This is a genomic window from Paenibacillus macquariensis (assembly GCF_900156375.1).
Lineage (GTDB): Bacteria > Bacillota > Bacilli > Paenibacillales > Paenibacillaceae > Paenibacillus_AQ > Paenibacillus_AQ macquariensis.
Map to the genome: position 1 here is coordinate 32,824 of NZ_FTNK01000025.1, position 13,460 is coordinate 46,283.

A 13,460-nucleotide genomic window follows, 5' to 3' on the forward strand; every position below is an offset into this window, starting at 1 on the left:
ATGACTCATTGTATTCTTACACTAATATAATCATGCGCACCGTTTAACTTTTAGACTAACGCTACAAATGCAAGTTCTGTATCCCCAATAAGAATATTGATACGGTGAGTTTCAGGATCATGCATGACAATCCCACTTCCTACCGTTATAACAGGATTTGTACCCAGTCCGTAGAACACATCCTCCGCTAAGGCTTCCATAACCTCGTTCTTATCCTCTTGCGGTAACTGAATCCATTCCTCTTCTTCCATCTCAAAAAAAACATAACTATCTGAAATTTGACCTACAGCCACCGTTAATTCTTTATGAATTTCACTATACTCACGACCATGTTTAACGCCCATCTTGTACCCCTCCATTTCTTATGTTAAGTGAACTTTTACGATTCATTTCATTATACAGGAAAATAGCCCTTAAATAAAAAGCCCAATCTGACGATAAATACTATAATGCTTCTCTTGTGCGACAGTCCATCTTTAATTTTCATCTGGTAGCATGAAAGGATTCAATTCTATTTCTCATGGATGAGGTGTACAATGGAAATTTCAACGATTATTGGATTAATTCTAGGTATTGTCTCTGTACTGGTAGGTATGATTCTCAAGGGATCACCATTGAGTAGCCTTATGGTACCCGCTGCTTATGTCATTATTTTGGGGGGTACTGCAGCAACGCTCTTCATTGGATTTCCCATGTCGGAGCTCAAAAAAATACCTAAACTGATTAAAATGATTTTTATTAAGCAGAAACTCATGAATAGAACAGAAATGATTACTCTCTTTATGGAATGGGCCTCCATTACAAGACGTGAGGGACTACTTGCACTAGAATCCAAGGTTGAGGAAATCAATGATGATTTCTTGCGCAATGGTATGCGGATGATTATCGACGGTAATGATCAAGATTTCGTTCGTGATGTCTTAATGGAAGATATCAATGCGACGGAAGATCGCCATAAAGTGGGAGCTCTTATTTTCTCCCAAGCCGGTATGTATGCTCCTTCACTTGGGGTGTTAGGTGCTGTTATTGGTCTTATTGCTGCATTGTCCCACATGGAAGACATGGCGGAACTTGCTAAAGCGATCGGGGCAGCCTTTATCGCTACTATGCTTGGTATCTTTTCTGGTTATGTATTATTTCACCCCATTTCTAACAAGCTCAAACGTCTGTCTAAGACCGAAGTAGAACTTAGACTTATGATGCTTGAAGGACTATTGTCCATTCAATCTGGTGTATCTACCATTGCTATTAACCAGAAGTTGTCCGTCTTCTTAACCCCTGCTGAACGTGCACAGATGAAACCGAAGGAGGATGGTTCAGGTGAGCAAAAAGAGTAGACGACATGAGCACGAAGAACATGCGGACGAGTCATGGCTACTCCCTTATGCAGACCTTCTCACTCTCCTTCTAGCTCTTTTTATTGTTCTATATTCAATGAGCGCATCCGATGCCAAGAAGTTTGATGAGATGAGTGAAGCCTTCAATGCTGCTTTCACTTCTGGAACAGGTGTCCTAGACTACCAATCACCCGTTTCAACTAATCAGGTTACTTCTAAAGATGAAACCGTGAAGAATAAAGACGATGTTACTTCCAAGAAGGACAAACGCAATGAACAACAAGCGCTCCTTAGCAAGCAGGAACAGATCGATTTAGAAAAGCTAAAAAAACAAATTGATCAATATATCCAAAAGAGTGGGCTAACAAATCAACTCGAAACCAAGCTCAATCAGTCTCAGTTAATGATCACCATTAGTGATACTGCATTGTTCGCATCTGGTAAAGCTACTGTAAAGCCTGAATCCAAACAATTGGCTGCTGCCATATCAGACATGTTACAGAAGTTCCCTGACTATGATATTGTCGTCTCCGGACACACAGACAATATTCCGATCTATAACATGGATTATGAATCGAACTGGGATCTAAGCTCTGCTCGGGCACTAGAATTTTTAAAAATATTACTGCTGAACACCAATCTTGATCCTAAGAAATTCACGCCTGTTGGTTATGGTGAATATCATCCGATTGTAGATAATAGTACAGCCGTAAATCGAGCTAAGAATCGCCGTGTAGAAGTTTCCCTTATTCGTAAATACCAAGATAGTACCCAACTCCTGAATGTAACTGATGTTAAGGAGTAATAACAATAAAACGCCCATTCACATGGGCGTTTTTGTTCTTCTATGAGGACTAACAGAATCTGTTCACTTGGATGATCGCTTATTCCAACTTATAATCCAGCAAAGTTCCTAGACCCTGCTTCTCTTCAGCTGTTAAGTCCCACCAAGTTCCGACTGGATGATCTCCTAGTTCAATATTCATAATTCGTACACGTTGCAGATCCGTAACTTCAAATCCAAACGCTTGACACATCCGACGAATCTGACGATTCTTGCCTTCGGTTAGAATGATACGAAATCTCCGTTCTGATAATTGCGTTACTTCGCAAGGTTGCGTCATCTCACCTAGTATTCTTACACCAGATGACATCCCTCTTAGGAACGACTCCGTAACTGGCCGATCTACACTCACCAAATACTCTTTCTCATGTTTGCCTTCTGCGCGCAATATTTTGTTTACGATGTCTCCATCATTCGTTAAAAGAATTAAACCCTCCGAGTCCTTATCCAATCTTCCTATCGGGAAAATCCGTTCTGAATGGTTTACAAAATCAACAATATTACCTCTAATATGCAGCTCTGTCGTACAAGTAATACCAATAGGCTTATTTAGGGCAATATATATATGACTCTTCTTAGAAGCTAAAGGCTCGCCGTTAATACGAACGTCATCACCTTCTTCGGCTTGACTACCGAGTACTGCTAACTCTCCATTAATGGTAACTTCGCCATTCTCTACTCTTTTGTCCGCTTCTCTACGAGAGCAGAACCCAGTCTCACTGATGTATTTATTAATCCGCACAGTTCCATTCACCTCTATGTTTAGTTATACTAATCGATGACTTTTGCTTAATCCTTGATAAACGTATTATACATATATGGGTTTATGATATAATTTCGTTTGCGGTCATCATCATATCCCCACTTATTCATGTTAACCGGATATGAGGAAGAATAATCAAATGGCTAGTCCAGAAAATGATCAAGCATATGATCTCATTCATATATCATACCGCTAACCTATGATTTTGAAAAGCGTATAGAATTCTTGCGAAGTTATGCACATATTAACAAACGCTTATCATTTATGTGTATAACTTTGTTGATACTTTATAACTTATGCACAATGTTATGCACATCATGTTAACAACCGAATATTTGTTCGATGAATAAACCATTATTTATGTAAGGAGGTCATTCCGAAAATGAGTTATCCACACAATAATCCCCCATTTGATTTATCTATAGATCAAAGCGTACATGAACAATGGATGCGCGAGGCCATCCTCTTAGCAAAAGAAGCTGAAAAGATAGGTGAGGTTCCGATCGGAGCTATCATTGTCCGAGGTGATGAGATCATCGGGCGCGGTTATAACTTAAGAGAACAGACAATGGATCCTACTGCACACGCAGAAATGATTGCGATACGTGATGCTAGCAAACAGCTTGATGCTTGGCGACTTCTAGAGTGCAGATTGTATGTTACGCTTGAACCTTGCCCTATGTGTGCAGGAGCAATCGTACAATCCCGCGTCCCCCAGGTTATCTATGGTACAACAGATCCCAAAGCCGGATGCGCTGGTACACTAATGAATCTTCTTCAAGAACCACGCTTTAACCATAGAACAGAAGTCATTTCTGATGTATTGCAGGAAGAGTGCTCTCAACTGCTAACGAATTTCTTCCGCCGGCTTCGTAATAAATAATATATTTAATCATCCCTATTACTACAATAGGAGGACTTTCCTGTGACCCTTACCTTTTATGATACGATTGCTGGGATTTATATACGTCCATTACAAATGGGCGATAGTGATTCCTTATTAGACCTACGAATACGTACACGAAGTGTATATGCCGATTTTGAGCCCAGACAGTATGGAAGCTTCTATACGCTCCGCGAACAATAGCAGCTTATTCTACGCCGTATATACGAAGCTGAGCAGGACCGTGCCTATACGTTTGGAATTTATAATCTGAACGATAAACTCATCGGACAAATAACACTTTCTAATATCGTTCGTGGTGTAGGTCAGTTCGCCGATATGGGTTATTTCATAGATCTTGGAGAACAGAATAAAGGATATATGACCGCTGCGTTAAGATTGATCCTCAAATATAGCTTCCAGTCTCTTGGGCTTCATCGCATCCAGGAGCCATTCTACTAAACAATCCATCATCGCGTCGTGTGCTAGAGAAAACGGGATTTCAGCCCGAAGGCATTGCACGTCAATTGATTAAAATAAACGACCAATGGCAGGATCATCAGACATTTGCTATTCTTGTCCATGACTATGCCACTTAGTGAACGAATACCCCAAGTAAGAAAACACCGCCACAATATAAAAATAGCCCCGCACATTAATTACATGTGCGGGGCTATTCGTTTACAAATACATATGATTAGTTTCCAATCGCTTGTTGAAATTGTTCCATCGTAAGAACGTCTTCCTTAGCAGGAATACCAATTTTGAACGTTTGTTTTTCATTAATCTTACTGTACTGAGATGAACCCTTCAGTGCAAGTTTAACGTCTTGTTTCGTTTCAGGATCGTTAAGTTCAATATTCATCACTAAATCCTGATATGTGGCAAAACCTTTTTTATTAATCGCTGTGTTTACGTTAAAGGTATTCACCTTCAAGTAACTCTTCAATTCTTCAAGGCCTTTATTGAATTCATCTTTATTAGATGTATTCAATTCGTCCTTAACTTTCTTGATATCTTCAGCAGTCAATCCAAGCATTTCACGATATTCTTCTTTATCAACAATAGTAAGGATATTAGGCAATACTTTCTCCACTAGAATCGTGATTGCTTCTTTTACATTATCATTCGTAACATTAAATTGTGCGACTTGTTTAGCTTCTACACCTTCAGGAAGATTCGCATCCTTAACTGCAATATCTTTGAAATACTTAGCCCCATCATATTCTGTAAAGAGCGCACTCGTAATTTCATTAGTTAACTTCTGTGTTTTCTTAGGGTCAATAGCATCTAAATTGAAACTTGCACCCTCCTCTGCAGCAAGTTTTTTCAGATCCAATTCTATATATTTACCTACTACAGTCTCTGGGATAGGTAGCATAGGAATACTAGGAACTTTAACATATAGCTTTTCCTTAGTCATGACCATTGGAACGGTAAAAGTCATAGCCATATCACCTTTAAGATTCAAAGCCAATGTTAACTCTGTTTGCATCGGATCCAATTGATAAATACCATCAACCGTTAATTCAGCATTCTTGAGCATGCTCATAACCGTCCCAGAGAGACTTCCCTCTGCATCAGGCGTATTAACTTTCAAATCCTCAATAACTAGCTTACTTTTCATTTCATACGAAGTCATCGTCATCGCATTTCCCGCAGCGCTTTGTAACGCCTCTTTCGGGCCCTGCTTACTGCCACAACCAGATAGTACGACTGTCATCGCTAAGAGCAATGTCAGTACGATGGCTGTAAATTTCTTATTCATTTTGTTCTCTCCCCTCGGTCTGTAACCATAGTCACTTTCATAATCATAAACTAAATCTTCTTCACGCGAAACACATTATGGAAAATAATTGATGGAATAATGTCATTTCTCACGAAATTTTCAGATTATAGTGAATTTAATATTCATATTCCATTTTAACGTAAATAACACCTTAGCAGTAGCACTAAGGTGTTATCAAATAAACCCATCTTACATAACAGACACATATCTAGCCCTGTTTATTCAAGTGACCCACATGGTTGCGGTTCTTTACTTTCTTAGACCCTGAGAGCGGCTCTTGCATCGCATTAGAATCGTTATCATTCCGCTGGTGTTTCTCTTGTGCCTCTGGAACAGGAATCGCTTTTGGCTTACTCATCTTGTTCACCTCATTTAAAGGATGCCCTCATTCTTATGAAGGGTCTGTTACATCATGTAGTGATTGGGCACATTCATGGATGTGTCGTGTATAATCGCCAGCTAAATTCTGAATAACTTCTGTGTGCTCGTCTACCGAGCGACCATCGCGCTCCACATCAACGAGTTGCACACCAACCTCACGTGAATCCTTATACGTACACTGAAAGTCAAAAGAGTATGCTTGCCTGCCTGCTGTATCAATGTTGATTCTAATGCTGTTAGCGTCGGCCTCATCGGCAACGACCAAAGCTCGGTCCGACGGGTGAAGAACACTTGGCAATTTAGACTGCCACGCATCTACAAGCTGATTTTGATTCAATTGAAAATCTTGGCTCATGATGAACACCTCCCCTTCACTATAAGTTGTGGAGAGAGGCATTATTTTATACAAAAAAACCACTCTCAGTTACTGAGAATGGTTAGTAAGTTTAATTATAATGGCGGAGAGGGTGGGATTCGAACCCACGTGGAGTTGCCCCCTAACGGTTTTCAAGACCGCCCCGTTATGACCGCTTCGGTACCTCTCCAAAAGTTATTCAGTTGTTTGCGATAAGTAATTAATCTCTAACAACAAAAATTATCTTATCACAACTGAACACTAAAAGGCAAGCTTTTTTTAAAAATTATTTTTTTGCAGTAATAACTTTGACGTTTCCCATGTAGGGTTGAAGTACTTCTGGGATGACAACACTGCCATCTGCCTGCTGATAATTCTCAAGAATAGCAGCAAATGTACGACCAACTGCTAATGCAGATCCATTCAATGTGTGCACGAATTCTGGCTTAGACTTCGCTTCTGGACGGAATCGAATGTTTGCACGACGAGCTTGGAAGTCCTCAGTATTGGAACATGAGGAGATCTCACGGTACATGTCGCTCTCTGGAAGCCATACTTCAATATCATAGGTCTTCGCAGCTGAGAAGCCCATATCTCCCGTACTAAGAGCTAGGACACGATACGGCAACTTCAGAAGCTCTAGAACACGTTCTGCGTTCGCAGTCATCTTCTCCAATTCTTCATAAGAGGAATCTGGATGTACAATTTTGACAAGCTCAATTTTGTTGAATTGATGTTGACGAATAAGCCCGCGCGTATCTCTACCTGCAGATCCAGCTTCTGAACGGAAACATGAACTATACGCCACGAAATTCTTCGGTAAATCATCCAAAGTCAGAATCTCATCGCGGTAATAGTTAGTCACTGGCACTTCAGCTGTTGGAATAAGATAATATTCCGAATCTTGAATCTTGAATAGATCCTCTTCAAATTTCGGAAGTTGCCCTGTGCCACGTAGACTATCCCCATTTACGATATAAGGAGGGAGGATTTCTTCATAACCGTGTTCACTGCTGTGCAGATCCATCATGAAGTTAATAAGCGCACGCTCTAAACGTGCTCCCATGCCTTTATAGAAGGTAAAGCGTGAACCTGTTACTTTAGCTGCTGCTTCAAAATCAAGTATCCCTAGGTCCTGCGCAATGTCCCAATGTGCCTTCGGTGCGAAATCAAATGCAGTAGGTTCCGACCAACGACGTACTTCTACGTTATCAGCTTCTGATTTGCCCAAAGGTACGGATTCATGCGGAATATTAGGTAGAGCCATCGTTAAGTCAGCAATACTAGCTTCAAGTTCTCGAACTTCCTCATCAAATGCTTTAATCTGGTCAGATACTTCACGCATCTCGATAATTAGCGCCTCTGCATCTTCACCATTCTTTTTAAGCTTTGCTACTTCACCCGATACCGTGTTTCTACGGCTCTTTAGGGTTTCGCTTTCTTGCAATAGTTCTCTACGGCGTCCATCTAGTCTAGGGAAATCTGCAATCAGTTCCGGAGATTTGTTCCGCTTCTTCAGTGCTTCTTCTACCCTAGCGAAGTCGCCACGCAATATTTTTACATCTAACACAGGTATACCCTCCTCAAGAAAAACAACCTCGACCCCTTTGTTAGATAAATATTCCCCAAGCATCCACTTGTAAAAGGATCCTCATACCCGGAAAAGATTTATCTGAAGTTCATCAGTCATATTCATCAAAGAACAATAACTGATATCCAATAAAGGTCAAGGTGTTCTTATTTACACTCTTTAAATTTAACTTATTGAACCTTGGTATGCTCTAACCATATCCGCAAAATATTGATGAAGACGATAGTCATCCGTCAACTCTGGGTGATACGAAGATACTAACAAGTGTCCTTGCCTTGCTGTAACGATCTCATCTTGATATGTGGATAGAACTTCGACTTGATTACCCACGCTTGTTATTAATGGTGCCCTAATAAACACCGCTCTAACAGGTTCATCAATACCTTTGATGTTCAGGTCTGTCTCAAAGCTCTCACGTTGACGACCAAATGCATTACGAGCAACTGTGATATCCATCAACGCTAAGTGTGCCTCATCTTGACCTTCAATTTTCTTTGCAAGAACAATAAGGCCTGCACATGTCCCAAATATAGGCTTACCCGCCTGGGAGAACTCACGAATCGCTTCAATAAAACCATACTTATGCATAAGCTTACCGATCGTCGTACTTTCACCACCAGGAATAATAAGGCCTTGAACATCCGCTAGTTCTTCAATCTTTTTCACGGCCACTGCTTCAACACCCGCAAGTTCAATACTACGAATATGCTCAGTGACTGCTCCTTGTAATGCTAATACTCCGACTTTCATATCCCTTTAAACCTTCTCTCTTACCAGCCGCGATCTTGCATACGCTCGGAAGGTTTTAAAGATGAAATCTCGATACCCTTCATTGGGGCACCTAAATTCTTAGATACTTCAGCAATTAATTTATAATCACGGAAATGTGTTGTAGCTTCAACAATCGCACGTGCAAATTTCTCTGGATATTCAGATTTGAAAATGCCAGATCCTACAAACACGCCATCTGCACCTAAATGCATCATTAACGCTGCGTCAGCTGGCGTAGCAACACCACCTGCTGCAAAGTTAACGACAGGTAATTTACCTAACTTTTGAACTTCAAGCAATAAGTCATGGGCAACACCCAAGTTCTTAGCTTCAGCATACAACTCGTCCTTAGACATGTTCTGTACTTTACGAATTTGACCGTTAATGTGACGCATATGGCGTACAGCTTCAACGATATTTCCCGTTCCAGGCTCACCTTTGGTACGAATCATGGAAGCACCTTCGCCGATACGACGTAAAGCTTCTCCAAGATCTTTCGCTCCACATACAAAAGGAACCGTGAAATCCCATTTATCAATATGGAATACTTCATCTGCTGGTGTTAGTACTTCACTTTCGTCAAGATAATCTACACCAAGTGACTCTAATACTTTTGCTTCTACAAAATGTCCAATACGTGATTTCGCCATAACTGGAATAGATACAACTTTCATAACTTCTTCCACTATAGTAGGATCTGCCATACGAGCAACACCACCAGCTGCACGAATATCAGAGGGAACTCGTTCCAAAGCCATGACAGCTGTTGCGCCTGCCGCTTCTGCAATCTTAGCTTGTTCTGCATTCATGACGTCCATAATGACGCCGCCTTTTTGCATTTCTGCCATACCTCTTTTAACTCGAGATGTTCCCGTTTCCATGTTTAATCCCCCTGAAATATATATGGTCAGTCCATTCGCCTCATATACTAACGTAGCCTAATGATTGGAATAGACGGTAACTCCTACACCCATGGACCCTTATCTATATTGATATTAAAAAAGATTCTTGATTCCGTCAAACAAATCAACGAATAAATCTTTAATAGCTCGGAACATTAAGCGGAACCATCCGCCTTTTTCCACTTCATCAGCAGTTACCAAGTTAACCGTCTTCTCCTGCGCATTCATACCCTCTGCTTTATAGGTATAAGTGATAGTGCCTACTTTCGTACCTTTAGCCAAAGGAGCTACAAGCTCGTCCTCATTCAAAAGAGTAACCTTAGATGTGATTGCAGGATTTTGTGTTCCTTTTGGAACCATGAACTTAACATCTAAGTCCGATACTACGCCTACAGTTGTTTCCACAGCCTTCTTCACAGGTACTGTTTCAGTTCCCACTACGACTGACTTTGGTGCAACCACTTGTTTGCTCTCGAAGTTATTAAATCCGAAATCAAGTACTTTCTTCGTCTCTACGAAACGTGCGGCATTCGTATCAGCTCCCATAACAACACTGATCAATCGCATGCCATCTCTTTCTGCTGTACCCGTGAAACAATTTCCCGCGGCAATCGTATGACCTGTTTTTAATCCATCTAACCCTGGATATGCAAAAGCCTTAAAGTTCGTAATATCTTTATTGGCTTCCAACATCCAGTTATAGTTAATGATTGGCTTAGTATCACGATCGCGGAATTTAAAAGATTGTAACGCCGTAAATCTTGAAAAGTCAGGATGATCTTGCACGATGAACTTCGCAAGGAGAGCCGTGTCCATAGCAGACATTACGGTCTCCCTATCTTCACTCGGTCTGAACTCCTCTGGCATGTCTGCCCGACTTAGTCCCGTGGCGTTAATGAAGTGTGCTGTCTTCATACCCATACGTTTAGCCGTGTCATTCATTATTTGAACAAATGCTTCTTCAGAAGTAGCTACGCGTTCAGCTAAGGCCACAGAAGCATCATTGGCAGAACCAACAGCCATAGCTATGTATAATTCCTCAACCGTATGTTGATCTCCTTCTGCCAAGAAAATACGTGATCCAACTTGTTTGGCTGCATTTGCCCCCACTGTAACGATGTCATCCCATTTGAGCTTCCCTTGCTTCACTTGGTCTGCCACAATGTACTCCGTCATCATCTTAGACATGCTAGCAGGTGGCAATGCCACGTCACTGTTTACAGACAACAGAATTTCACCCGTTGTAGGTTCGATGAGTACCGCTGATTTCACTTGTAATCCTAGACTCTTCACATCAGGAATCTTTACAGCCTTAGATGGGGTAACCGCCTTCGTAGCCTCGGTTGTTGTTCCCTCTGTCTTCGTTGTCGCTTCCCCTTCTGCTAACACCACGAGCGGTAATGAGGACATACATAACATATTTATAAGCATAACCGAAGCTATACTTTTCTTAAGCCATTTGCGTCTACTTATTCTAACTACTTTGTATTTCAAAGAATATTAACTCCTCTCTATCCATAACAATCCACTGCTTATTCTATTCTAACACAGCATATTCAGCAAAAAAAGACAGACAGGACGAAATTCGCCCTGTCTCTTGTAAGAAAATTGTATTTAATATCCGAATTTGTACATTAAACCGAGTAATTCGGTGCTTCTTTAGTGATTTGAACATCATGTGGATGACTTTCACGTAATCCAGCACCTGTAATACGAATGAATTGTGTATCATTACGTAGTTCATCTAATGTTTGAACACCGCAATATCCCATACCGGAGCGAAGGCCACCGATAAGCTGTAGAATTGTATCAGAAAGTGGTCCTTTATAAGCAACACGGCCTTCAATACCTTCAGGTACCAGCTTTTTATCGTCATCTTGGAAATAACGATCTTTACTTCCTTGTTTCATTGCGCTGATTGATCCCATTCCACGGTACACTTTATATTTACGCCCTTGATAAATTTCTGATTCACCTGGACTCTCCTTAGTACCTGCAAACAAGCTACCCAACATCACAGCGTGTCCACCAGCAGCAATTGCTTTTGTAATTTCGCCGGAGTATTTAATACCACCATCAGCAATAATCGGAACACCATATTCCTTAGCTACCAATGCACAATCATAAATTGCCGTAATTTGTGGAACACCAATTCCAGCAATCACTCGTGTAGTACAGATAGATCCTGGACCAATTCCCACCTTAACAACTGATGCTCCAGCTTCAATTAGATCGCGTGTTGCATCTCCTGTTGCTACATTACCAGCAATAATTGTGAGTTCTGGGTGATTGCCACGCAATTCGCGTACAGCATCAATAATGTTAATGTGATGTCCATGCGCAGAATCTATCGTAATCACGTCTACACCAGCTTTAACCAAAGCCTCTGTACGTTCTAACGTGTCTTTGGAGATACCAATCGCTGCACCAACCAAAAGGCGACCTTGAGCATCCTTAGCTGCGTTAGGGAACTGGATAGCTTTCTCAATATCCTTAATTGTGATAAGACCTTTAAGAATATTGTTAGCATCCACTAATGGAAGTTTCTCAATCTTATGTTTCTGCAATAGAACCTCTGCTTCTTGAAGCGTCGTTCCTACTGGTGCAGTAACCAAATCTTCCTTAGTCATCACATCACTAATCTTAATGCTGTAATCATGTATAAATCTCAAGTCGCGATTCGTCAAAATACCGACTAATTTATTATCTTCATTCACGATAGGTACACCCGAAATACGGAACTTCGCCATCACGGCCTCCGCATCAGCTACCAAATTATCAGGTCTTAGTGAAAATGGATTTGTAATAACGCCACTCTCAGAACGCTTAACACGGTCTACTTCCTCAGCCTGTTGTTCGATGGACATATTCTTATGGATGATGCCGATTCCGCCTTCTCTAGCGATCGCTATAGCTAGAGCAGCCTCCGTCACCGTATCCATACCCGCACTAATAAGTGGAATATTCAACTTAACATGCTTACTTAATCTTGTGGACACGTCCACTTCCTTAGGTAGTACCTCAGACTTACGTGGTACTAGTAGTACATCATCAAAAGTTAATCCTTCTTTACCAAACTTATCTTCACGCACCTTGTGTGGCCTCCCCTAATTTTCATAAATAAACCAAATAAACCCTTATAAATAATGCTAAAAATGCATTTCCTGAAAATATATTATTGCCATCTTAGCAAAGGGGGTTGGGGCTGTCAAGAATTACAGTAAGGTTTCCCTTATATATCATTCCCAAGTCTTTGTGTAACTAACACTGTCCACTGGTAGAGGACAAACCTTATAAATGAAAGGGTTTACATCTACTTATTTAAGTATAATAGTATAAAATGACCCATCCTCATTGCGTATCCAAGGGAACCTTTGGTCAAATTAGTGATCCTAATATTTACTTTTCCATAAAAACATTTACTTTAAAACATTTACTTTCTCAACCGATTACCTTCTATCTCATAAATGAAAAAATTATAAAAACCAAAAAAGAACCACCATTGATATAAATCAACGGTAGTTCTTGTGTGTGCTTGGCGACGTCCTACTCTCCCAGGACCCTGCGGTCCAAGTACCATCGGCGCTGGAGGGCTTAACGGTCGTGTTCGGGATGGGTACGTGTGGAACCCCTCCGCTATCGCCACCAAACGGTATTCAGCTCTATGCTGTTATTCAAGGTTTAATCCTTGAAAACTAGATACGAATGAATTTGCAGTTCGAAACTTGCATTTGCTTCTAAAGCCTAAACTTTAGAATATTAGGATAAGCCCTCGACCGATTAGTATTGGTCAGCTCCATGCATTGCTGCACTTCCACCTCCAACCTATCTACCTCGTCGTCTT

15 protein-coding genes, 1 tRNA gene and 2 rRNA genes are annotated in these 13,460 nt (G+C 40.9%); 5 read left to right on the top strand and 13 right to left on the bottom strand.

What is annotated here, in order from left to right; genetic code table 11:
- Window positions 1-50: 50 nt before the first annotated feature.
- The gene (locus BW961_RS26330; RefSeq protein WP_068591050.1) at window positions 51-344 is read right to left on the bottom strand and encodes a hypothetical protein; all 294 of its coding nucleotides are present in this window, start codon (window positions 342-344) and stop codon (window positions 51-53) included.
- A gap of 192 nt (window positions 345-536) precedes the next feature.
- Between BW961_RS26330 and motA the strand changes: the two genes are divergently transcribed.
- Entirely contained in the window at window positions 537-1,337 is an 801-nt protein-coding gene (gene motA, locus BW961_RS26335) for a flagellar motor stator protein MotA (RefSeq protein WP_068591052.1), read from the top strand.
- Window positions 1,321-2,142, top strand: coding sequence for a flagellar motor protein MotB (gene motB, locus BW961_RS26340; protein WP_068591054.1), 822 nt, complete (start codon window positions 1,321-1,323; stop codon window positions 2,140-2,142). Before motA ends, motB begins: the two co-directional genes overlap by 17 nt.
- 79 nt (window positions 2,143-2,221) lie before the next feature.
- Here the strand turns inward: motB and rluF are convergent, their stop codons facing one another.
- Window positions 2,222-2,923: a 23S rRNA pseudouridine(2604) synthase RluF gene (gene rluF, locus BW961_RS26345; protein WP_068591057.1), complete on the bottom strand. Its 702-nt coding sequence runs from the start codon at window positions 2,921-2,923 to the stop codon at window positions 2,222-2,224.
- A gap of 403 nt (window positions 2,924-3,326) precedes the next feature.
- On the opposite strand from rluF, the gene tadA reads away from it, so the two are divergent.
- The 3 genes from tadA to BW961_RS31405 all read left to right on the top strand — a co-directional run bounded on the left by tadA (window position 3,327) and on the right by BW961_RS31405 (window position 4,289).
- On the top strand, window positions 3,327-3,827 hold the full coding sequence (gene tadA / locus BW961_RS26350) for a tRNA adenosine(34) deaminase TadA (protein WP_068591059.1): 501 nt from the start codon (window positions 3,327-3,329) through the stop codon (window positions 3,825-3,827).
- Between the two features lie 42 nt (window positions 3,828-3,869).
- Complete coding sequence (locus BW961_RS31400) at window positions 3,870-4,031, top strand: hypothetical protein (RefSeq protein WP_244556067.1); 162 nt, start codon at window positions 3,870-3,872, stop codon at window positions 4,029-4,031.
- Window positions 4,032-4,097: 66 nt separating this feature from the next.
- Complete coding sequence (locus BW961_RS31405; RefSeq protein WP_326112441.1) at window positions 4,098-4,289, top strand: GNAT family N-acetyltransferase; 192 nt, start codon at window positions 4,098-4,100, stop codon at window positions 4,287-4,289.
- A 235-nt stretch (window positions 4,290-4,524) separates the two neighbouring features.
- On the opposite strand, the gene BW961_RS26360 is transcribed toward BW961_RS31405, so the two are convergent.
- From BW961_RS26360 to BW961_RS26410, 11 genes are all read right to left on the bottom strand, one after another.
- The gene (locus tag BW961_RS26360) at window positions 4,525-5,595 is read right to left on the bottom strand and encodes a hypothetical protein (RefSeq protein ID WP_068591061.1); all 1,071 of its coding nucleotides are present in this window, start codon (window positions 5,593-5,595) and stop codon (window positions 4,525-4,527) included.
- 229 nt (window positions 5,596-5,824) lie between these two features.
- Complete coding sequence (locus tag BW961_RS26365) at window positions 5,825-5,974, bottom strand: small acid-soluble spore protein P (RefSeq protein WP_068591063.1); 150 nt, start codon at window positions 5,972-5,974, stop codon at window positions 5,825-5,827.
- A gap of 33 nt (window positions 5,975-6,007) precedes the next feature.
- Window positions 6,008-6,352, bottom strand: a complete 345-nt coding sequence (locus tag BW961_RS26370) for a hypothetical protein (RefSeq protein WP_068591065.1) — start codon at window positions 6,350-6,352, stop codon at window positions 6,008-6,010.
- Window positions 6,353-6,453: 101 nt separating this feature from the next.
- A tRNA-Ser gene (locus BW961_RS26375) sits at window positions 6,454-6,542 on the bottom strand.
- A gap of 96 nt (window positions 6,543-6,638) precedes the next feature.
- A complete protein-coding gene (gene serS, locus BW961_RS26380) occupies window positions 6,639-7,922 on the bottom strand; it encodes a serine--tRNA ligase (RefSeq protein WP_068591067.1) in 1,284 nt (427 codons plus the stop codon).
- A 186-nt stretch (window positions 7,923-8,108) separates the two neighbouring features.
- A complete protein-coding gene (pdxT, locus tag BW961_RS26385) occupies window positions 8,109-8,693 on the bottom strand; it encodes a pyridoxal 5'-phosphate synthase glutaminase subunit PdxT (protein WP_068591069.1) in 585 nt (194 codons plus the stop codon).
- A 20-nt stretch (window positions 8,694-8,713) separates the two neighbouring features.
- On the bottom strand, window positions 8,714-9,595 hold the full coding sequence (pdxS, locus tag BW961_RS26390) for a pyridoxal 5'-phosphate synthase lyase subunit PdxS (protein WP_068591071.1): 882 nt from the start codon (window positions 9,593-9,595) through the stop codon (window positions 8,714-8,716).
- Window positions 9,596-9,709: 114 nt separating this feature from the next.
- Window positions 9,710-11,047, bottom strand: coding sequence for a D-alanyl-D-alanine carboxypeptidase family protein (locus tag BW961_RS26395; RefSeq protein ID WP_082867662.1), 1,338 nt, complete (start codon window positions 11,045-11,047; stop codon window positions 9,710-9,712).
- 203 nt (window positions 11,048-11,250) lie between these two features.
- Window positions 11,251-12,708: an IMP dehydrogenase gene (guaB, locus tag BW961_RS26400; RefSeq protein WP_068591076.1), complete on the bottom strand. Its 1,458-nt coding sequence runs from the start codon at window positions 12,706-12,708 to the stop codon at window positions 11,251-11,253.
- 441 nt (window positions 12,709-13,149) lie between these two features.
- Window positions 13,150-13,266, bottom strand: a 5S ribosomal RNA gene (rrf, locus tag BW961_RS26405).
- A 110-nt stretch (window positions 13,267-13,376) separates the two neighbouring features.
- A 23S ribosomal RNA gene (locus tag BW961_RS26410) occupies window positions 13,377-13,460 on the bottom strand; the annotation flags it as partial.